General features: G+C 69.7%; 23 protein-coding genes and 1 pseudogene. 11 read left to right on the forward strand and 13 right to left on the reverse strand.

Going from position 1 to position 19,243, the window contains the following annotated elements:
- The first annotated feature begins 161 nt into the window (after window positions 1-161).
- The gene (locus tag G6048_RS04690) at window positions 162-1,070 is read left to right on the forward strand and encodes an endonuclease/exonuclease/phosphatase family protein (protein WP_165338146.1); all 909 of its coding nucleotides are present in this window, start codon (window positions 162-164) and stop codon (window positions 1,068-1,070) included.
- An 82-nt stretch (window positions 1,071-1,152) separates the two neighbouring features.
- Here the strand turns inward: G6048_RS04690 and G6048_RS04695 are convergent, their stop codons facing one another.
- The 4 genes and pseudogenes from G6048_RS04695 to G6048_RS04710 all read right to left on the reverse strand — a co-directional run bounded on the left by G6048_RS04695 (window position 1,153) and on the right by G6048_RS04710 (window position 4,167).
- On the reverse strand, window positions 1,153-2,115 hold the full coding sequence (locus G6048_RS04695; protein ID WP_165338147.1) for an electron transfer flavoprotein subunit alpha/FixB family protein: 963 nt from the start codon (window positions 2,113-2,115) through the stop codon (window positions 1,153-1,155).
- A gap of 54 nt (window positions 2,116-2,169) precedes the next feature.
- Window positions 2,170-2,955, reverse strand: coding sequence for an electron transfer flavoprotein subunit beta/FixA family protein (locus G6048_RS04700; RefSeq protein ID WP_165338148.1), 786 nt, complete (start codon window positions 2,953-2,955; stop codon window positions 2,170-2,172).
- A 214-nt stretch (window positions 2,956-3,169) separates the two neighbouring features.
- Window positions 3,170-3,673 carry a flavin reductase family protein gene (locus tag G6048_RS04705; protein WP_165338149.1) on the reverse strand — a complete coding sequence of 168 codons (504 nt, stop codon included), beginning with the start codon at window positions 3,671-3,673 and terminating at the stop codon, window positions 3,170-3,172.
- Between the two features lie 97 nt (window positions 3,674-3,770).
- Window positions 3,771-4,167, reverse strand: a pseudogene (locus tag G6048_RS04710) (TlpA family protein disulfide reductase).
- A 215-nt stretch (window positions 4,168-4,382) separates the two neighbouring features.
- Here G6048_RS04710 and G6048_RS04715 point away from each other — a divergent pair.
- Window positions 4,383-5,111, forward strand: coding sequence for a lysophospholipid acyltransferase family protein (locus G6048_RS04715; protein ID WP_165338151.1), 729 nt, complete (start codon window positions 4,383-4,385; stop codon window positions 5,109-5,111).
- Between the two features lie 7 nt (window positions 5,112-5,118).
- Here the strand turns inward: G6048_RS04715 and G6048_RS04720 are convergent, their stop codons facing one another.
- Window positions 5,119-5,712, reverse strand: coding sequence for a transglutaminase domain-containing protein (locus G6048_RS04720; RefSeq protein ID WP_165338152.1), 594 nt, complete (start codon window positions 5,710-5,712; stop codon window positions 5,119-5,121).
- 146 nt (window positions 5,713-5,858) lie between these two features.
- Here G6048_RS04720 and G6048_RS04725 point away from each other — a divergent pair, with 146 nt between their 5' ends.
- Window positions 5,859-6,356 (forward strand): DUF2975 domain-containing protein, encoded by a 498-nt coding sequence (locus G6048_RS04725; RefSeq protein WP_165338153.1) that lies wholly within the window; start codon window positions 5,859-5,861, stop codon window positions 6,354-6,356.
- Window positions 6,356-6,601 (forward strand): helix-turn-helix domain-containing protein, encoded by a 246-nt coding sequence (locus G6048_RS04730; protein ID WP_165338154.1) that lies wholly within the window; start codon window positions 6,356-6,358, stop codon window positions 6,599-6,601. The genes G6048_RS04725 and G6048_RS04730 overlap by 1 nt, the downstream gene beginning before the upstream one ends.
- A gap of 4 nt (window positions 6,602-6,605) precedes the next feature.
- Here G6048_RS04730 and G6048_RS04735 read toward each other — a convergent pair whose 3' ends face one another.
- The 3 genes from G6048_RS04735 to G6048_RS04745 are packed head-to-tail and all read right to left on the reverse strand — an operon-like array spanning window position 6,606 to window position 9,855.
- Complete coding sequence (locus G6048_RS04735; protein ID WP_165338155.1) at window positions 6,606-7,676, reverse strand: threonine aldolase family protein; 1,071 nt, start codon at window positions 7,674-7,676, stop codon at window positions 6,606-6,608.
- Window positions 7,673-8,419, reverse strand: coding sequence for an SDR family NAD(P)-dependent oxidoreductase (locus G6048_RS04740; protein ID WP_165338156.1), 747 nt, complete (start codon window positions 8,417-8,419; stop codon window positions 7,673-7,675). The genes G6048_RS04735 and G6048_RS04740 overlap by 4 nt, the downstream gene beginning before the upstream one ends.
- A 38-nt stretch (window positions 8,420-8,457) precedes the next feature.
- On the reverse strand, window positions 8,458-9,855 hold the full coding sequence (locus G6048_RS04745; RefSeq protein WP_165338157.1) for a DUF6421 family protein: 1,398 nt from the start codon (window positions 9,853-9,855) through the stop codon (window positions 8,458-8,460).
- A 381-nt stretch (window positions 9,856-10,236) separates the two neighbouring features.
- Here G6048_RS04745 and G6048_RS04750 point away from each other — a divergent pair, with 381 nt between their 5' ends.
- Entirely contained in the window at window positions 10,237-10,920 is a 684-nt protein-coding gene (locus G6048_RS04750) for a glycerophosphodiester phosphodiesterase (RefSeq protein ID WP_165338158.1), read from the forward strand.
- Window positions 10,921-10,923: 3 nt separating this feature from the next.
- Here the strand turns inward: G6048_RS04750 and G6048_RS04755 are convergent, their stop codons facing one another.
- Complete coding sequence (locus G6048_RS04755; protein ID WP_165338159.1) at window positions 10,924-11,466, reverse strand: GNAT family N-acetyltransferase; 543 nt, start codon at window positions 11,464-11,466, stop codon at window positions 10,924-10,926.
- Window positions 11,467-11,537: 71 nt separating this feature from the next.
- On the opposite strand from G6048_RS04755, the gene G6048_RS04760 reads away from it, so the two are divergent.
- The gene (locus G6048_RS04760) at window positions 11,538-11,924 is read left to right on the forward strand and encodes a VOC family protein (RefSeq protein ID WP_165338160.1); all 387 of its coding nucleotides are present in this window, start codon (window positions 11,538-11,540) and stop codon (window positions 11,922-11,924) included.
- A gap of 284 nt (window positions 11,925-12,208) precedes the next feature.
- Here the strand turns inward: G6048_RS04760 and G6048_RS04765 are convergent, their stop codons facing one another.
- Window positions 12,209-13,189, reverse strand: a complete 981-nt coding sequence (locus G6048_RS04765; RefSeq protein ID WP_165338161.1) for an LLM class F420-dependent oxidoreductase — start codon at window positions 13,187-13,189, stop codon at window positions 12,209-12,211.
- A gap of 61 nt (window positions 13,190-13,250) precedes the next feature.
- Between G6048_RS04765 and G6048_RS04770 the strand changes: the two genes are divergently transcribed.
- The 3 genes from G6048_RS04770 to G6048_RS04780 all read left to right on the forward strand — a co-directional run bounded on the left by G6048_RS04770 (window position 13,251) and on the right by G6048_RS04780 (window position 15,229).
- Window positions 13,251-13,493, forward strand: a complete 243-nt coding sequence (locus G6048_RS04770; protein WP_165338162.1) for a DUF7218 family protein — start codon at window positions 13,251-13,253, stop codon at window positions 13,491-13,493.
- Window positions 13,494-13,607: 114 nt separating this feature from the next.
- Window positions 13,608-14,246 (forward strand): diguanylate cyclase, encoded by a 639-nt coding sequence (locus G6048_RS04775; protein WP_235989472.1) that lies wholly within the window; start codon window positions 13,608-13,610, stop codon window positions 14,244-14,246.
- Window positions 14,243-15,229, forward strand: a complete 987-nt coding sequence (locus G6048_RS04780) for an SMP-30/gluconolactonase/LRE family protein (RefSeq protein ID WP_165338163.1) — start codon at window positions 14,243-14,245, stop codon at window positions 15,227-15,229. Before G6048_RS04775 ends, G6048_RS04780 begins: the two co-directional genes overlap by 4 nt.
- Here G6048_RS04780 and G6048_RS04785 read toward each other — a convergent pair.
- Together G6048_RS04785 and G6048_RS04790 are read right to left on the reverse strand one after the other, a co-directional pair.
- Window positions 15,222-15,701, reverse strand: coding sequence for a flavin reductase family protein (locus G6048_RS04785; protein ID WP_165338199.1), 480 nt, complete (start codon window positions 15,699-15,701; stop codon window positions 15,222-15,224). The genes G6048_RS04780 and G6048_RS04785 overlap by 8 nt on opposite strands.
- Window positions 15,702-15,851: 150 nt before the next feature.
- Complete coding sequence (locus tag G6048_RS04790; RefSeq protein ID WP_235989473.1) at window positions 15,852-16,199, reverse strand: DUF6479 family protein; 348 nt, start codon at window positions 16,197-16,199, stop codon at window positions 15,852-15,854.
- A 158-nt stretch (window positions 16,200-16,357) separates the two neighbouring features.
- Here G6048_RS04790 and G6048_RS04795 point away from each other — a divergent pair, with 158 nt between their 5' ends.
- Window positions 16,358-17,407 (forward strand): Ppx/GppA phosphatase family protein, encoded by a 1,050-nt coding sequence (locus tag G6048_RS04795; RefSeq protein ID WP_165338164.1) that lies wholly within the window; start codon window positions 16,358-16,360, stop codon window positions 17,405-17,407.
- On the opposite strand, the gene G6048_RS04800 is transcribed toward G6048_RS04795, so the two are convergent.
- Window positions 17,383-18,309 carry a GNAT family N-acetyltransferase gene (locus G6048_RS04800; RefSeq protein WP_165338165.1) on the reverse strand — a complete coding sequence of 309 codons (927 nt, stop codon included), beginning with the start codon at window positions 18,307-18,309 and terminating at the stop codon, window positions 17,383-17,385. The two genes, G6048_RS04795 and G6048_RS04800, sit on opposite strands and share 25 nt — an antisense overlap.
- A gap of 169 nt (window positions 18,310-18,478) precedes the next feature.
- On the opposite strand from G6048_RS04800, the gene G6048_RS04805 reads away from it, so the two are divergent.
- The gene (locus G6048_RS04805) at window positions 18,479-19,240 is read left to right on the forward strand and encodes a VOC family protein (protein WP_165338166.1); all 762 of its coding nucleotides are present in this window, start codon (window positions 18,479-18,481) and stop codon (window positions 19,238-19,240) included.
- Window positions 19,241-19,243 lie beyond the last annotated feature (3 nt).

The following is a 19,243-nucleotide window of genomic DNA, read 5'->3' on the forward strand; positions in this document are numbered from 1 at the left end:
AGCTAGCCGTGGACCTTCCCGCTGGTCAACACCCACCTCCGCCCAGCTCCACCCCGGAGCTTCCCCCTGTGGCCACCACGCCCTCTCGACACGTTCACGCCCAACTCAGACACTTCGGTGCGCACGACTCGCCCGGCATCCGTCACCGAAGGAGCCCACCCGTGCCCATCAAGCACAGCCGAGTCACGCGTCGTCTGGGCCTGAAGACCGCCATCGTCGCCGCGGTCGCCCTGCCTCTGTCCAGTACAGCACCCCTCACCGCGACCGCCGCGGCGCCGGACAGATCCAGCCGCCGCCTGGACGTCATGTCGTTCAATCTGCGCTACGCGAGCACCAGCGAACCCAACAGCTGGGCCGCCCGCCGCCCCGTGACCCGCGAACTGCTGCGCCGCGAAAACCTCCACGTCATCGGCACCCAGGAGGGCCTCTACCAGCAGGTGCGCGACATCGAGGCCGACCTCGGACCGCACTACGACTGGATCGGCACCGGCCGCGCCGGCGGCAGCCGCGACGAGTTCATGGCGGTCTTCTACGACACCCGCCGGCTCGCCCCCGTGGATTACGACCACTTCTGGCTCTCCGACACGCCCAACGTGATCGGCTCGAACACCTGGGGCGGCGGCTCCATCCGCATGGTGACCTGGGTCCGCTTCCGCGATCTGCGCGACGGGGAGCGGCAGTTCTACTTCATCAACACCCACCTCGACAACGCGAGCCAGAACGCACGCGCGCGCGCCGCCCAGCTGATTGCCGAGCGCATCGCGGGCCTCGACCGGTCACTGCCGCTCGTCGTGACCGGCGACTTCAACGTCGCCGCCCACCAGAACCCCGTCTACGACACGATGCTGGGCGCCGGTCTCGTCGACACCTGGGACACCGCGGCCGAGCGGAGCAAGCTGTACGCGACCTTCCACGGTTACCGGCCGCTGGTCCCGGACGGCGACCGTATCGACTGGGTCCTCACCACTCCCGGCGTCACCGCTCACCGGGCCTCGATCAACACCTTCTCCCTGAACGGCCAGTTCCCGAGCGATCATCTGCCCGTCCAGGTGTCCCTGACTCTGGGCTAAAGACTCGGCATGAGCCCGGGATGAGGCGAGGCCCCCGTAACCGCGTCGACGGTCACAGGGGCCTCGTACTGCTCAATGGTGATTAGCCCTTGCGGGTCTTGATCTCCTCAGTGAGCTGCGGGACGACCTCGAAGAGGTCGCCGACCACGCCGTAGTCGACCAGGTCGAAGATCGGGGCCTCGGCGTCCTTGTTGACCGCCACGATCGTCTTCGAGGTCTGCATACCGGCCCGGTGCTGGATCGCACCCGAGATACCGGAGGCGATGTACAGCTGCGGCGAGACGGACTTGCCGGTCTGACCGACCTGGTTGGAGTGCGGGTACCAGCCGGCGTCGACCGCGGCACGCGAGGCACCGACAGCCGCGCCGAGGGAGTCGGCGAGCGCCTCGATGATCGTGAAGTTCTCCGCGCCGTTGACGCCACGGCCGCCGGAGACCACGATCGCGGCCTCGGTCAGCTCCGGGCGGCCCGTGGACTCACGCGGCGTACGGGACGTGATCTTGGTGCCGGTCGCCTGGTCGGAGAAGGTCACGGACAGGGCCTCGACCGCGCCGGCGGCCGGGGCGGCCTCCACGGCCGCGCTGTTCGGCTTGACCGTGATGACCGGAGTGCCCTTGGAGACACGGGACTTGGTGGAGAAGGCGGCGGCGAACACCGACTGCGTGGCCACCGGGCCCTCGTCGCCGGCCTCCAGGTCGACGGCGTCGGTGATGATGCCCGAGCCGATACGGACCGCGAGGCGAGCGGCGATCTCCTTGCCCTCGGCCGAGGAGGGAATGAGGACGGCGGCCGGGGAGACGGACTCGTACGCGGCCTGCAGCGCGTCCACCTTCGGTACGACCAGGTAGTCGGCGAACTCGGGGGCGTCGGCGGTCAGGACGCGGGTCGCGCCGTGCTCGGCGAGCGCGGCGGCGGTGTCGGCGGCACCCGCGCCGAGGGCGACGGCGACCGGCTCGCCGATGCGGCGGGCCAGGGTCAGCAGTTCCAGGGTGGGCTTGCGGACGGCACCGTCCACGTGGTCGACGTAGACGAGGACTTCAGCCATGGGACTTCTTCTCTCCTGCTTGCGAAGTGTGCGGGGCGGTAAGCGACTTGGGCCTTAGATGAACTTCTGGCCCGCGAGGAACTCAGCGAGCTGCTTGCCGCCCTCGCCCTCGTCCTTGACGATCGTGCCGGCCGTGCGCGCCGGGCGCTCCGCGGCGGAGTCGACGACCGTGTAGGCGCCCTCCAGACCGACTTCCTCGGCCTCGATGTCGAGGTCGGACAGGTCCCAGGCGGTCACCGGCTTCTTCTTGGCCGCCATGATGCCCTTGAAGGACGGGTAACGGGCCTCGCCCGACTGGTCGGTGACGGACACGACCGCCGGCAGCGAGGCTTCCAGCTGCTCGGAGGCGGAGTCGCCGTCGCGGCGGCCCTTGACCGTGCCGTCCTCGACGGACACCTCGGAGAGCAGGGTCACCTGCGGGACGCCCAGGCGCTCGGCGACCAGCGCCGGTACGACGCCCATGGTGCCGTCGGTGGACGCCATGCCGGAGATCACCAGGTCGTAGCCGGCCTTCTCGATAGCCTTGGCCAGCACCAGGGACGTACCGATGGCGTCGGTGCCGTGCAGGTCGTCGTCCTCGACGTGGATGGCCTTGTCGGCGCCCATGGACAGCGCCTTGCGCAGCGCGTCCTTGGCGTCCTCGGGGCCGATGGTCAGGACGGTGATCTCCGCGTCGTCGGCGTCCTCGGCGATCTGCAGTGCCTGCTCGACCGCGTACTCGTCGAGCTCCGAGAGCAGACCGTCCACGTCGTCGCGATCGACGGTCAGGTCATCGGCGAAGTGCCGGTCGCCAGTGGCGTCGGGCACGTACTTCACAGTGACAACGATCCTCAAGCTCACGCCGGCTCTCCTACTGCAATCGTCATTTCCGAGCTGCCTTCTTTCAGGCAGCATAGGCGCCTCAAGCGGCCCGTCCCGGTTGGGGCGGCCTGCGCTCCGAACCAAATATTACTCGCCAGTACACCCAGTTCTTGCCCGCTAAGCAAGCGCTTTGAACTGTGACCTTCGCAACGCAGCGTAATCGGAACCCGACGCCTGCGCACAAGCCGGCCCTTCACTCACGCAGACCGTTGAAGCGCCCCTGGTGGTAGAGCAGCGGGCGCCCGGCGCCGGTGGGATCACCGAGGACGACCTCGGCGAGAACGACGCGGTGGTCCCCCGCGGGTACGCGCGCGACGATCCGGCAGACGAGCCAGGCCAGGACGTCGTCGAGTACGGGCACTCCCTCAGGACCCTCACGCCAGCCGGTGGGCGCACCGAAACGGTCGGCGCCGCTGCGGGCGAAGGTGGCGGCCAGCTCCCGCTGGTGCTCGCCGAGGATGTGGACGCCGACGTGCTCCGTCTCGGAGATCACCGGCCAGCTGGAGGCGCTCGTACCGATACCGAAGGAGACCATCGGAGGCTCGGCGGACACGGAAGTGAGCGAGGTGGCGGTGAAGCCGACCGGGCTGCCGCCGCTCTGTGCGGTGATGACGGCGACTCCGGCCGCGTGCCGCCGGAAGACCGAGCGCAGCAGGTCGGGAGAAGCGAGTTGAGGGAGAAGGACTTCCGGGGGCACAGGGTCACGCTGACGATGGGTGGTGCGTGCAGTCAAGTGCGTTCCAGCATCTGGGAGATGTGTCACCTGCGGTGCGGCGGGGCCTGTGCCCCTGTCGTCAGGACGTCGCAACGGCCTCTCCCAGCGCCGCGATCACGTCCGCCTTACGGGGCTGTCCGGTGGCGCGCCGGACGATGCGTCCCTCCGTGTCGAGCACCAGCACGGTCGGGGTTTTGAGGATGCCGAGTTCGCGTACGAGATCCAGCTGGTCCTCGGCGTCGATCTCGACGTGGGTCACGCCCGGGACCATTCCGGCCACTTCGGCGAGCACCCTGCGGGTGGCCCGGCAGGGCGCGCAGAAAGCGCTGGAGAACTGGACCAGCGTGGCCCGTTCACCGAGGTCATCCCCCAACTCGGCCGCGCCGAGCCGCTGTTCGCCGTCGCGCCCGCGCACGTTCACCCTCCTGCTTCCGCTGCCGATGCCGCACTCCGTAGTCGCCCGCCACCGCGAGCACCTTGCCCCTTCAGCACTTATGAAAGCCCGAAGATTCCCGGCCCATTGGAGCTGGACCGTCCCCCGAAGTGACGAGAATCTCGCCGTTCGAAGGAACGAAGACTGGCTACTCGTCCGTTCTTCGGGCACGATCTGCCCAATGCCGTAAACCTACGGCTGCGTAACTTTCCCGCCGGGAGCCCCCTTCCCAGGCAGAGAGAAGGGTCCACTCCGTCCATGGCTGAGCTTGCCTACCGTCCCGCCATCGGTCTCGCCCGCACGCTGTTCAAGGCCTGGGACCTGAAGATCGACTGCAAGGGATCGGAGAACATCCCGCGCTCGGGCGGTGCGGTGCTGGTGAGCAATCACATCAGCTACCTCGACTTCATCTTCGACGGTCTCGCCGCCCTGCCGCAGAAGCGCCTGGTCCGCTTCATGGCGAAGGAGTCGGTGTTCCGGCACAAGGTCTCCGGCCCGCTGATGCGCAACATGAAGCACATCCCCGTGGACCGCAAGAACGGTGAGGCGGCGTACGCGCACGCACTGGACTCGCTGCGCTCCGGCGAGATCGTCGGGGTCTTCCCGGAAGCCACCATCTCCCAGTCGTTCACGCTGAAGAGCTTCAAGTCGGGTGCCGCGCGCATGGCCCAGGAGGCCGGCGTCCCGCTGATCCCGATGGCCCTGTGGGGTACGCAGCGGCTGTGGACGAAGGGCCACCCGAAGAACTTCAAGCGGAGCCACATCCCGATCACCATCCGGGTGGGCGAGGCGATCGAGGCCTCCCGCGACAAGTACGCGGGCGCGATCACCCGGCAGGTGCGTGAGCGCGTCCAGGAGCTCCTGGAAGCAGCCCAGCGCGCCTACCCCGTACGCCCCAAGGACCCGAACGACACCTGGTGGATGCCGGCCCACCTCGGCGGCACGGCCCCCACTCCGGAAGAGGTCAAGGCCGCCGAGGCGCGCTGAACCGCACTCAGAGTGCAGTGGGGAGCGTCTTCCAGAGGTACTCCCGGTCGGGGGCGGCCTTGAGGGCGCGCAGAACAGCCGGGTGAGGTTCGGCATATAGAACCGAGTAGTCCGTCTCATGGGACTCCGGGTCGGGCACCCAGGCCAGGTGCTCCCCCTCGAGCGAGAACTGCGAGTCGACCCCCGGCTTGTTTCCGCGGCAGTCCTGCCGATGCCATGCCCCGTCGAACCGCACGGCGATGAGACCGTGCACGCAGAGCGCACTGCCGTCGTCATGCATCAGCGATTGGTAGCACAGCGCCGTAGGGATGTCCTCGGCCCGCAGCAGCGCGGCCAACGCGTGGGCCTTGGCGTGGCAGATACCGGTCCCTTGCTCCAGGACGTCCGAGGCACGCCAGGTGACGCGCGGATCACCGCTGTCGGCCGAGTGCGGGATGCCGTCGCGGACGAACTCGTACGCCGCTCGTGCATAGGCATACGAGTCATCGACTGTCGAGGCGAGTCGCGCCGCCGTCTCCCGTACGAGCGGATGATGATGGTCGATGACCTCGCTGGCGGCCAAGTACGCGGAAAGGTCAGGGGTTTCCTGGATCAGCTCCATGCCCGCAGAGCTTAGGAACGCGACCAGCAGAGAGTCAATGACTTTTCTGGAGAGCGCATATTTATGCACCGAGCCGCCCGACCACCACTTGCCGCAGCTATCGAATATCGATAGGTTTCCATCGCGGTTCGATCGAGGGAGAAGCGATGGGAAAGCTGACAGTGCTTGCGCTGCGCGCCGTGCTCGTGGTGTTGCTCGCCGGCTCGGTGTTCGTGCAGACGGTGATGGTGCCGCTGCTGGGCCGTGACCTGGAGGGTGTGGACTCGGACCTGGCGTATCCGCCCACCGCGTTCCTCGTGATCATCGTCCTGGGCATCGTGACGGTCCAGGTCGTCATGGTCTGCGTATGGCGGCTGGTGACGATGGTGCGGCACGGAACCGTGTTCTCCTACGCGGCCTTCCGGTACGTGGACATCGTGACCGGCGCGATCGTGGCTGCCGCCCTCCTGGTGTTCACGCTCGGGGTCCTCCTGGCGCCGGGCGAAGCCGTCGCGCCGGGCATCGTCCTCCTGATCGGCGGGGGCGTCGTGGCGACCCTGGGGGTCGCGTTCATCGTGCTCGTGCTGCGGATGCTGCTCGCCCAGGCCGTCGCGCGCGATGTCGAGGCGACGCGGATGCAGGCCGAGCTGGCGGAGGTGATCTGATGCCGATCGCCGTCGACATCGATGTGATGCTGGCCAGGCGGAAGATGTCCGTGGGCGAACTCGCGGACCGCGTCGGGATCACGCCCGCCAACCTGGCCGTGCTCAAGAACGGCCGCGCCAAGGCGGTGCGCTTCACCACCCTTGCCGCGCTCTGCGAGGTGCTCGAGTGTCAGCCGGGAGACCTGCTGCGCTGGGAGGCGGAGGACGCCGAGGAGGCGCGGACGGGCGAGGTCAGCCGTCGGTGACGGGTCAGCGCGCCATCTCCTCCTTCAGGGCCGCCAGGAAGCCGTCCACGTCGTCCTCCGTCGTGTCGAAGGAGCACATCCAGCGGACGTCGCCCGCGGCCTCGTCCCAGAAGTAGAAGCGGTAGCGCTGCTGGAGGCGTTCGCTCACGTCGTGGGGCAGTCGGGCGAAGACGGCGTTGGCCTGTACCGGGTGGAGGATCTCGACGCCGTGCACCGCGCGCACGCCCTCGGCGAGGCGCTGGGCCATCTCGTTGGAGTGGCGGGCGTTGCGCAGCCACAGGTCCTTGGCGAGCAGGGCCTCCAACTGCACGGAGACGAAGCGCATCTTGGAGGCGAGCTGCATCGACAGCTTGCGCAGGTGCTTCATATGGCTGACGGCGTCCTGGTTCAGGACCACGACCGCCTCGCCGAACAGCGCGCCGTTCTTGGTGCCGCCGAAGGACAGCACGTCCACGCCGACCGCGTCGGTGAACGCGCGCATCGGCACGTTCAGCGAGGCGGCGGCGTTGGCGATCCGGGCCCCGTCGAGGTGCACCTTCATGCCGCGGGCGTGGGCGTGCTCACAGATCGCCCGGATCTCGTCGGGCGTGTAGACGGTGCCGAGTTCGGTGTTCTGGGTGATCGAGACGACCTGCGGCATCGCGCGGTGCTCGTCCTCCCAGCCGTACGCCTGCCGGTCGATCAGCTCGGGTGTGAGCTTGCCGTCGGGGGTGGGCACCGTCAGCAGCTTGAGGCCGCCCATGCGCTCGGGGGCGCCGCCCTCGTCGACGTTGATGTGCGCGCTCTCCGCGCAGATCACCGCACCCCAGCGGTCCGTGAGCGCCTGGAGTGCCACGACGTTGGCGCCCGTCCCGTTGAAGACGGGGAACGCCTCGGCCGTCGCACCGAAGTGACTGCGCATCACCTGCTGGAGGTTTTCGGTGTACGCGTCCTCGCCGTACGCGATCTGGTGACCGCCGTTGGCCAGGGCCAGCGCGGCGAGCACCTCGGGATGGGCCCCCGCGTAGTTGTCGCTGGCGAAGCCACGGACCTCCGGGTCGTGATGACGCCGCGCGTCGGTCTTCGGAGGGTTCACGGCTTCTTTGTCAGCCACAGACGCTGTCCGTTCACTTCGGCGGCGGGCCGCTCCCAGACATCGACGATGGCCTCGGCCAGGTCCCTGACGTCCGTGAAACCCGCGAACTTCGCGTTGGGGCGCTCGGCGCGCATCGCGTCGTGCACCAACGCCTTCACGACCAGGATCGCAGCCGCCGACGTGGGCCCGGACTCGCCCCCGGCCTTGCGGAAGTAGTCCGCCATGGCCAGCGTCCAGGCCTCGGCGGCGGCCTTCGCGGCGGCGTAGGCGGCGTTGCCCGCGGTGGGCTTGCTCGCCCCCGCGGCGCTGATCAGGACGTAGCGGCCGCGATCGCTGCGCTGCAAGGCCTCGTGGAAGGCGAGGGAGGTGTGCGCCACGGTACGGATGAGCAGCATCTCGAGGAAGTCCCAGTCGTCGAGGCTCGTCCTGGCGAAGGTCTCGCTGCCGCGCCAGCCGCCGACGAGGTGGACCAGGCCGTCGACGCGGCCGAAGTCCTTCTCGATGCGGGTGGCCCAGTCCTGAGCCGACTGCCGGTCGAGCAGGTCGACCGTGTCCCCGACGACGGTCGCGCCGCCGTGTGCGTAGCTCGCCGCGTCCACGGCCTCCGCGAGCCGCTCCGGATCGTTGTCCGAGCCGATGACGACCGCTCCCGCCTCGGCGAGCCGCAGCAACGCGGCCCGTCCGGCGGGACCACCCGCACCGGCCACCGCGATCACCGCGCCGTTGAGCGCCCCGTTCCCCATGGTCCTCGCCTCCTGAGCAGTGTTCTGGACGAGATCGCTCACGCGGCGACCCGCTCGGCGCCCTCCGCGACGATCCCCTTGGTGGAGGCGATCACGTTCTTGAGCTTCTTGGAGAGTGCCTCATAGAACATGCTCAGCGGAAACTCGTCCGGAAGCACGTCATCGACGAGTTTTCGCGGCGGCTGGCTCAGATCAAGGGCGTCGGGGCCCTTGGCCCACTTGGAGCCCGGGTGCGGGGCGAGGTAGGTGGAGACGAGTTCGTAGCCGGCGAACCAGTGGACCAGCTTCGGGCGGTCGATGCCCTCGCGGTACAGCTTCTCGATCTCGGCGCACAGCTCGTTGGTGACCTGCGGAGCGCGCTGCCAGTCGATGAACAGCTTGTTGTCGGTCCAGCGGACGACATCGTGCTTGTGCAGGTACGCGAAGAGCAGCTGGCCGCCGAGGCCGTCGTAGTTGCGGACGCGCTCTCCGGTGACCGGGAAGCGGAACATCCGGTCGAACAGCACCGCGTACTGGACGTCACGGCCCTGCGGGACGCCGTCGGCCTCCAGCTTCACGGCCTCCCTGAAGGCGGTGAGGTCGCAGCGCAGCTCCTCCAGGCCGTACATCCAGAAGGGCTGGCGCTGCTTGATCATGAACGGGTCGAAGGGCAGGTCGCCGTGGCTGTGGGTGCGGTCATGGACCATGTCCCACAGAACGAAGGCCTGCTGGCAGCGGTCTTGGTCGGCGACCATCTCGCGGACGTCGTCGGGCAGTTCGAGCCCGAGGATGCCGACGGCGGCCTCGGTGACCCGGCGGAACCGGGCGGCCTCACGGTCACAGAAGATGCCGCCCCAGCTGAACCGCTCGGGGGCCTCGCGCACGGCGATGGTCTCCGGGAAGAGGACGGCCGAGTTGGTGTCGTAGCCCGAGGTGAAGTCCTCGAAGGTGATGCCGCAGAACAGCGGGTTGTCGTAGCGGGTGCGCTCCAGCTCGGCGAGCCAGTCCGGCCAGACCATGCGCAGCACGAGGGCTTCGAGGTTGCGGTTCGGGTTGCCGTTCTGCGTGTACATCGGGAAGACGACCAGGTGCTGGAGGCCGTCCCGGCGGTTGGCGGCGGGCTGGAAGGCCAGCAGCGAGTCGAGGAAGTCGGGCACCTTGAAGCCGTCGTCTGCCCAGCGCCGCAGGTCAGCGACCAGCGCCTTGTGGTAGGCGGCGTCGTGCGGCAGCAGGGGCGCGAGCGCCTCGACGGCGTCCACGACACGGCGTACGGCGCGATCGGCGTCGCCGCGATCGGGGGCGCCCTCCGCCTCGAAGTCGATCGAGCCGTCCTTGGACTGCCATGGCCGGATCCGCTCCACGGCATCCTTGAGCACGGGCCAGGCCGGGTGCTCCACCACCCTGCCACCGGGAGGAACCTGCTCCTCCGTACCCACCTGCACAAGAATTTCCGTCATGACCCCATCCTCCACGGGAGAACCTCGCGTACACACACCGTATGCATGCGGGGTTCCCTCTCACAAGTGGGGTTCCGGGAAATCATCCTGTGAAACCCCCCTCTTCACCGCCTTTTTTCCTGTCGGATACCGTTTCGGCGATTACTTCCACCGCTTCCGGGGTAGCGATGCGGGCGGTCGGCGTGTGGGCGGTCAACCCGCCTCGGGACTCGCCCACGTGAGAGTGAGCCCGGGTGCCGCGACAGGCCGCTGGAATGCGTGATTCCTCGCGTTCGGACCGGGTCCATCGCCGAGCGGGGCGATTAGGCTGCGGCTGGCCGCGTGGGCACGGGACCGCAGCGCGCGGCTGCCGAGCCGCCGTCGACGGAAGCGGAGTCAGTCTTGAACTTCCTCACCATCGGTCACCGCGGAATCATGGGTGTCGAACCCGAGAACACCCTCCGTTCCTTCGTCGCCGCCGAGCAGGCGGGCCTCGACGTGATCGAACTCGATCTGCATCTGAGCAAGGACGGCGCGCTGGTCGTCATGCACGACGCCGACGTGGACCGGACGACCGACGGTTCGGGGCCGATCGCCGAGCAGGCCCTCGCCGAGCTGCGCGCACTGGACGCGGGCCGCGGTGAGCGCATCCCGGTCTTCGAAGAGGTCCTGGACGCCGTCACGGCTCCGCTCCAGGCCGAGATCAAGGACGTCGCGGCGGCTCAGGCCCTCGCCGAGGTCATGCACCGGCGGGATCTGTCCGGCCGGGTCGAGGTGCTGTCGTTCCACGACGAGGCGGTCGCCGAGATCGCCCGGCTCGTCCCGGGCGTACGCACCGGGCTGGTCGCCAGCCGGTACGGCACCGATGTCGTCGAGCGCGCCACCGCGGCCGGCGCCACCAGTGTCGTGCTGAACATCCGGCGGCTCACTCTGGAGATCGTCGAGTGCGCGCGCAAGGCGGATCTGCGGATCATCGGCTGGGTGGTGAACACGCAGGACCATCTGCGGCTGGTACGCGCCCTGGAGCTGGACGGCGCGACCACCGACTACCCGGAGATCAAGCGCACCGGACGCTTCACGGCGTAACGGCTATACGAGCGGCTTCACCAGCAGCTCGAACTGCAGGTCGGCGCGCTGCGGGATGCCGAACCGCTCGTCGCCGTACGGGAAGGGCGTCATCTGTCCCGTACGGCGGTAGCCGCGCCGCTCGTACCAGGCGATGAGGTCTTCTCGTGCGGTGATCACGGTCATGTGCATCTCCGCGGCGCCCCACGACTCGCGGGCGTACCGCTCGGCCTCGGCGAGGATCACCTTGCCGAGGCCTTCGCCCTGCTGCACGGGGCTGACCGCGAACATGCCGAAGTAGGCGTGATCACCGCGGTGTTCGAGCTGACAGCAGGCGATCAGGGTGCCGCCGCGCTCGACGACGCGCAGTCGGCTGTCGGGCGACTTGATGACCTCGAGCACGCCCTCCGGATCCGTCCGCTGCCCCTGAAGGATGTCCGCCTCGGTGGTCCAGCCGGTCCGGCTGGAGTCCCCGCGGTAGGCCGACTCGATCAGCGCGACAAGGGCGTCGACGTCGCCTTCGGTGGCGTCTCGGAAGGTCAGGCCGGTAGCGGCGGCTGTGTCCATGGAGGGGGTTCTCCGATCTCGGCGCGGCTCGGGCACCGAAGAGCGTAACCCTCCCACTAAGGTGCGGCTCCATGGTGCATGTACTGAGCAGCCGGACCCTGCTCCGGCCGACCGATCCCGAGCGCTCCCGCGCCTTCTACGGCGAGCAACTGGGCCTCGCCGTCTACCGCGAATTCGGCACCGGACCGGAGCGCGGCACCGTCTACTTCCTCGGCGGCGGTTACCTGGAGGTCGCGGGCCGCTCCGACGAACCCCCCTCCCCCGCGGTCAAGCTATGGCTCCAGGTGGCGGACGCGACCGCCGCGTACGAAGAGCTGACGGCTCGGGGCGTCGAGATCGTGCGGCCCCCGGTCAAAGAACCGTGGGGCCTCATCGAGATGTGGCTGACCGATCCGGACGGAACCGAGATCGCGGTGGTGGAAGTACCGGCGGACCATCCGCTGCGGTATCGGCCGTAAGGCCCGGGACAAGATGCGCGAAGCGCCGCGCGTCTCCGGTACGATGCTTCGGTCGTTCCGTGAGCCCTTGAAGGCACGAACCGGCCTGGCCGGGGAGACGGTTGTACGTGGTGTCGACCGGATCGACGTCGCCAGGACTTCCTGGCGTGGGGCCCTGTCACCGGTCCCGCACCGCATGGCGGTCCGGCCGTCATGCGGTGGATGCGACCCGTGACCGCCCTGCCGTGGGGGGCAGTCGGGAGCGCGACGAGGTGTGGACGGCTGAGCGCACAAGCTCAGTCGCTTCACGGCCGAGAAGGTGACAGGTCCTTCAGTGCCGGCAGCAGCTCCTTCTCCGCCCAGTCCAGGAACGGCTGCTGGTGGTCGCCGCCGACCTGGACGAGGGCGATCTCCGTGAAGCCGGCCGTGACGAAGGGGCGTACGGCTTCGACGAAGGTGTCGACGTCGTCGCCGCACGGAATGGTCTCCGCGACGTCGTCCGGACGCACGTTTGCGGTGGCGGCGTCGAAGTTCGCGGGGCCGGGAAGTTCGGCGTTGACCGGCCAGCCGCCGAGCGACCAGCGGAACTGCTCGTGGGCCCGGGTGACGGCGGCGTCCTTGTCGGGGTCGTAGCAGACGGGGAGTTGGCCCACCCTGGGTTTGCCGGTGCCGCCGTGGCGGTCGAAGGAGTCCAGCAGTTCGGACTTCGGCTCGGTGGCGATCAACAGGTCGGCCAGCCGGCCGGCGAGTGCGCAGGAGTGCTCCCCCGAGACGGCGATGCCGATCGGGGGCGGTTCGTCGGGGAGGTCGTAGAGCCTGGCGTTCTCCACATCGTAGTGAGCGCCGTGGTGGTTCACGTTCTTGCCGGCGAACAGCGCGCGGATGATCTCCACGGCCTCTTCCAGCATGTCGAGACGCACGTGTGCGGCGGGCCAACCGGCGCCCACCACATGCTCGTTGAGGTTCTCGCCGGAGCCCAGCCCGAGACGGAAGCGGCCCTCGGCGAGCAGCTGCGTCGTGGCGGCCTTCTGCGCGACGACCGCCGGGTGATAGCGGGTCGTCGGGCAGGTCACGTACGTCATGAGGGGAATCGTGGAGGTGGCCTGTGCCGCGGCGCCGAGCACGCTCCACGCGTACGGGGCGTGGCCCTGTTCCTCGAGCCACGGGAAGTAGTGGTCCGAGGTGACGGAGAAGTCGAATCCGGCCTGCTCCGCGGCGACCACGTGCCGTACGAGCTCACGTGGGCCGGCCTGCTCGGTCATCATCGTGTATCCGATTCGCACCATGCGTTCCGGGTGGCCGGTCCGGGGTACCCGAAACGTGCCCTGAACGAGAGAAGGGATCTCCATGCCCAGGCCGCAGATCAAGGACGAGAAGACGTATCAGTCGCTGCGCCGTGAGGGCGCGGGCAAGGAGAAGGCGGCGCGGATCGCCAACAGCCCGACGTCCTCCTCCCGCAAGGGCGGCAAGCACGGCAAGTACGAGGACCAGTCGAAGTCGGACGTCTACGAGGAAGCGAAGAAGGTCGGCATCAAGGGCCGTTCCTCGATGTCGAAGGATGAGCTGATCAAGGCGTTGCGGAACCGCTGAGCGCTCCGCTGGAGTTGAGGGCCTCACTTGCGGATTCGTCGTGGAGTGTGCCCGGGCCGGTGTCGGGTACCGGAGCCGGGCACGTCACATGCCCGTGTTGCGACGGAGGTTTCCATGGCTCTGCCCGGCAAGTCCCTGACCCGGTCCTGGAGGCACTGGCGGCGGGGGCGCGCTCGGTTGTCGGTTCCTCTGTCGTCGACCGACGTGGAGGACGCGAACCGGAGGTTTCTGCTGTACGGGATGCTGCCCTTGTGGGTCGTGCCCGCGGTCGCGGACTGGTGGATGCACCGGCGCACCCGGATCGAGCACACGTCCGGGACGAAGGAGTCCGTCGTGCACGCGCTGATGATGACGGAGGCCGGGATCCCGGTCGCCATGGGGCTCTTGGCCCGGATCAACCCCCTTGTGTTGTCCACCATGGGCGGCGCCGCGGCGGCGCACAGCGCCACCGCCCTGTACGACGTGAGCCTCGCCACCCACAAGCGTGAAGTCCGCCCCGTCGAGCAGCACATCCACAGTTTCCTGGAGGTGCTGCCGCTGGCGGGGCTCTCCTTCATCGGCTGCCTGCATGCGGACCAGGTGCGCGCGACGCTGCGGGGTGGACCAGGCCGCGACGACTGGAGGCTGCTGCCCAAGGACAGGCCGCTGTCCGCCCCGTACCTGCTGGGGCTTGGCGCGGTGATCAGCGCCGGTGTCGCGCTGCCCTACGCCGAGGAACTGAGGCGCTGCGTCCGGGCCCAACGCGCTTCATGACACCGCGCCGAACCGCTCCTCGTCCGCTGCCGCCGCCGCGTCGGATCCTGCTCGGCGGAACGGGCCCCGAGGACGTGGTCGCCGACCACGAGGGCCGCGTGGTCACGGGCGTCGAGGACGGTCGCATCCTGCGCGTCCACACCCGAGGACCGGCCCGGGTCGAGCAGATCGCCCGTACCGGGGGGCGGCCGCTGGGGCTCGAAGTCCTGCGGGACGGGCGGCTGTTGGTGTGTGACGCGGAGCGCGGGCTGTTGCGTGTCACACCGAGCATCGGCGCGGCCGGCGGTTCCGGCGAGGGCAAGGTCGAGGTTCTCGTGGACTCCGTGGCGGGGGTGCCGCTGCGGTTCTGCAGCAACGCGGCCGCGGCGGCGGACGGCACCGTGTACTTCACCGCTTCCAGCACGCGATACGGGCTTCAGGACTGGCTCGGCGATCTGATGGAGCACACGGCGACCGGCCGGCTGTTCCGGCTCCGGCCCGACGCCGACGCGGCGGAAGTCCTGCTGGACGGCCTCGACTTCGCCAACGGAGTGGTGCTGTCCGAGGACGAGTCCTGTGTCGTGGTGGCCGAGACCGGCGCGTACCGTCTGACCCGGCTGTGGCTGTCCGGCCCGCGGGCCGGCCGCCGCGACACCCTGATCGAGAACCTCCCGGGCTTCCCGGACAACCTCTCCCGTGCCGCGGACAGGACGATCTGGGTCGCCCTCGCGGGTCCGCGGCAGGCACCCCTGGACTGGCTGCGACGCGCGCCGGTCCGGGTGCGCCGGGCGGTCTGGCGGGCCGTATGCCCCCTGCGCATCCGCCCGCTGCCGGTCGCGCGCGTCATGGGCATCGGCCCCGACGGCGCCGTCCGCCACGACTTCAGGCGGTTCAGGGCGGGCTATCGGATGGTGACCAGTGTGTACGCACATGAGGGCGCCCTGGTGCTGGGCAGCCTCCTGGAGGACGGGGTCGCCGTGTGCGAACTGCCCGAGCTCAGCTGACAGGGTGCCCGGCGGTGATGTCGACGACATCGCTCAGGCACAGCGGCCGCCGCTTCGTCGGCTCCTGTGTCTCGCCCGCGACAGAGCTGAGCAGGAAGCCGATGTGATCGCCCGTGTCGACGTGCGCTTCGACCCGGCCGGCGAACCAGGCGAGTGTGCCGTCCAGTACGGGCAGGCCGCCGGGGCCCGGTGTCCAGGCCGTGCGGGCGAACTTGTCCACGCGGTCGCCGGTCTCGCCGCCGAACAGTTCCGCGAGCGCGTGCTGGTCGCGCCCGAGCAGATGGACGGCGAGCTGTTCGGCGGACCGTGCCACCCGGTACGTCCGGTTCAGCGTCGAGAGCCAGACCATGAAACGGGCGGGCTTGATCGAGCACGGCGAGGCGAAGGTCACCAGGCAGCCGGCTCGCTCCTCGTCGGCGGCGACGGTCACCACGTACACGGGGTGGTCGAGCCGGTCGACGAACGACTGCATCGCGGTCACGCCCGCTCCTCACTGCCGGCACCTGGCTCAAAGCCCCGTCCAGCACCCCGGCGCCCGGCCCGGTCCGGGTCGCGCGGGCAGCCCTCGACGGGACGGGGCTCCGTCACAAGCCCCGCCCCTTCGTAGACCGGCCGGCGACCCTCAGTGGTGCCCGGGGCTGCCGCTGCCGAACCCGCCGCTGCTGTTCGGACTCCAGCGCGGCGGCGTCTGGTCCTTGGCGGTGTGCGAGCGGATGTTGCCGAAGCCCCGCAGTTCGTGCGGGGCGAGGAAGCCGCCGTCATGCGGCACCTCGTCCGGCTCGCGCATCTCGCGGATCTCGTGGACGGGACCGGAGTCGGGGAGATGGGGCTGGTCCTCCGGACGCGGCGGCCCGGGTTCCCGGGAACGCACGCGCATACCCAGCCACACCGCAAGGATCAGCATCGACGCGATCACCACCCCGATCGCGAAGGGGATGGCCCCCGCCGCGATCTCGTGAGGGATGGCCAAACCTCTGCCGAAGGTGTCCATAACCTTCGGGTACCCCATGGGACCGGCTGAAACGGTGCCCGCGCGCCTGGCGCATCCCGCGGGCCCAGCTGGGGGCCCGCACGCGGGCGCGCGCGGGCCCACCGCATGGCGGACGCCGGCCCGGGTACTGGGGAGGAATGCGTATGGGAGTGCTCGATGTCGGTTCGAACACGGTACGGCTGGTCATCGCGGAGACGGACGGCGCCGTTCCACTGCCCGTGCACACCGCGAAACGGCGCCTGAGACTGTCGGCGTACGTCGAGCGGGGCGGCCATCTGCCGGACGAGCAGGTGGCCCGGCTTGTGGAGGCCGTCACGGCCGCCCGGGACGAGGCCTTGCGCTGGGGGGTGACGGCTCCCTTCGCCTTCGCCACGGCGATCGTCCGGGACGCCCCGAACCGTGCGGAGATTCTGCGGCAGGTCGCCACGGAGACCGGGGTGCCGCTGCACATCCTGCCCGGCGAGGTCGAGGCCGAGCTGACGTTCCTGGCCGCGCGGCGCTGGATGGGCTGGCGGGCGGGGCCGCTGGCCATGCTGGACATCGGGGGCGGTTCGCTGGAGGTGGCGTTCGGCCGCAGCAAGCTGCCCGACTTCGCGATCTCGCTGCCGCTGGGCGCCAACCGTCTGACCCGCGAGCACTTCCGCGGCCAGGACCCGCCCTCGGAGCGCAGGGTGCGGGCGCTGCGCCGCCATGTCCGCCACCAGCTGCGCGATGTCACGGCCCGCATCCGCTGGGAGGCGCCGCGTACGACCGTCGCCACCTCGCGTACGTTCCAGCAGCTCGGCCGGCTGTGCGGGGCGCCGCCCGGCCGGTCGGGGCCCTTCACACCGCGCGGCATGACCCGCGCCGACCTCCGCCGGGCCGCACGTCGGCTCGCCGAGCTGCCGGCCGCGGAGCGCGCCGCCCTGCCGGGCATCTCCGCCGCCCGCGCCGAACAGTCCCTCGCCGGGGCGGTCGTCGCGCACACCACCATGAAACTGATGGGCATCGACGAGGTGACCATCTGCCCCTGGGCGCTGCGCGAAGGGGTCCTCCTGCGCTGTATCGAGGACGGCAACGCCGACTGGTGGAACGGTACGGCACCCTCCCTTCGCGGACATGAGGCCGCGCCGCCACGGGTGCTGCACCCCGTCGGCGGGGACGAAGCCGCGACAGCGGGTGCTCAACTTCCGAGGCGGGCCCGGTAGTTGGGCTGGTGTTCCCAGCCGCGGTCCGTGCGGGTCAGCTCATGGAAGCCGGCAGCGATCAGGCGCCCGATCGCCTCGGTGTCGTCGGCGGTCTCGTATGCGAGGAGCCGCTCCACTCCACAGAGGCGCAGCCAGCGGGCGGCTTGGGCGAGGAGCAAGGTCTCCAGGCCCTCCATCGGGTGCTCGATGTGGAAGTTGCCGATGTCGGCGAGGCCGCCGCTGCGGGCGTGGCGTTCGGGGCGGCTCAGGGCGGTGTCGATCTCGACGAAGCCGAGGGCGCGCCGGTCGGTCCGTGCCGTGAAGCGGGTGCCGCACTCGCCGAGGGTGCGGGCGACGTGGACACCCGGCAGCGGCAGCGGCGGCAGATCGGCCACCTCGGCGATCACGATGACCTCGGTGCCGCCCGTGTGCCGGAAGCCGGCTCGTTCGTACGCGGCCCGGATGTGCGGCCAGGGCCGGGGCAGCCCGTACACGGCGGGGGCGGGCAGGGCGCCGTCGGCATACCGGACGCGGACGTTCCAGCGGCCGAGCTGGGCGACGCAGGCGGCCATCAGCAACTCGGCGGCGTCGTCGGAGTCCTTCCAGAAGGAGGCGGTCGGCTGGCAGACGAACCAGTTGATCTCGCCGGCGTCCCGGTAGTGCTCGCCGACCTCGGTGTCGGCGCGGTAGCGCAGCAGATGGGCGCCGGCCACCACGTACTGGCGCTGCTCGGCGACGAGGGTGACGCGTTCGGCGACCCAGGGGTCGGTGATGAACTCGGCGGGCTGTCGCTGGAGTTCGCTGAGCACGGTGTTCACGGAGACGGAGATACCGGGGACGACGGCGGCGACATGGGCGTTGACGAGTTCGGTGAGTTGATCGCGGTCGTCGCGGTGGAAGGGGCGCACCTGGAGCGCGGACATGCGGGGACCTCCGGGGAGATGAGCGTGAGGAGGCCGCCATGAGGTGCGGTACGACGCTGAGGGTACGCCGCCCGGAGTGGACCCGCCATGGGATTTCCGTCGGATGGCCGGGACCCGGAGGCCGGGTTTAGCGTGCTGTGCAAGGAGCGCTTCCGGCGAAGGGACGACCATGAAGCTGGACAAGGCGGTTCCCGGCGGCCCCTGCTGGACCGAGCTGGGCACCAGTGATCTGGAGGCCGCCAAGCGGTTCTACACCAACATCTTCGGCTGGCGCCCGGAGACGGATCCGCGTCAGGAGGCGGGCGGCTACACCATCGCGCACCTCGGTGACGCGCCGGTCGCGGCGCTGACCCCGCTGTACCAGGAGTCGCAGCCCGTCGCCTGGAACGTGTCGTTCTGGGCGCCCGACGCGGACGGGGCCGTGGCGGCGGTACGGGCCGCGGGCGGCGCGGTCCTCATGGAGCCGATGGACGTGTTCGACCTGGGCCGTTTCGCGGTGGTGACCGATCCGGGCGGTGCGGCCTTTCAGCTGTGGCAGGCGCGGTCCTTTCCCGGTGCGGGGCTGTTCAACGCGCCAGGTTCGCTCGGCTGGGTCGAGTTGATGACGCGCGACCCCGTGGCGGTGACCGCCTTTTACAGGACGGTGTTCGGCTGGACGGTCCACGCTTCGGAGTCGTACACGCAATGGGGCATCGAGGGATCCGACTTCGGCGGCATGGTGGAGATGGGCGACAAGTTCCCGCACGAGGTGCCGTCCCACTGGCTGCCCTATTTCGCCGTCGAGGACGTCGACAGGACCGCGCAGGACTGCATCGCCGCCGAGGGCACCCTCCTCATGGAACCCACCACGATCGGGGACGGCCGGCGCATCGCCGTGCCGCGGGACCCGCAGGGGGCGATGTTCGGTCTCTACACCGCGGGCGAGGAATAGGCC

The organism is Streptomyces ureilyticus, assembly GCF_011045025.1.
GTDB classification, from domain to species: Bacteria; Actinomycetota; Actinomycetes; order Streptomycetales; family Streptomycetaceae; genus Streptomyces; species Streptomyces ureilyticus.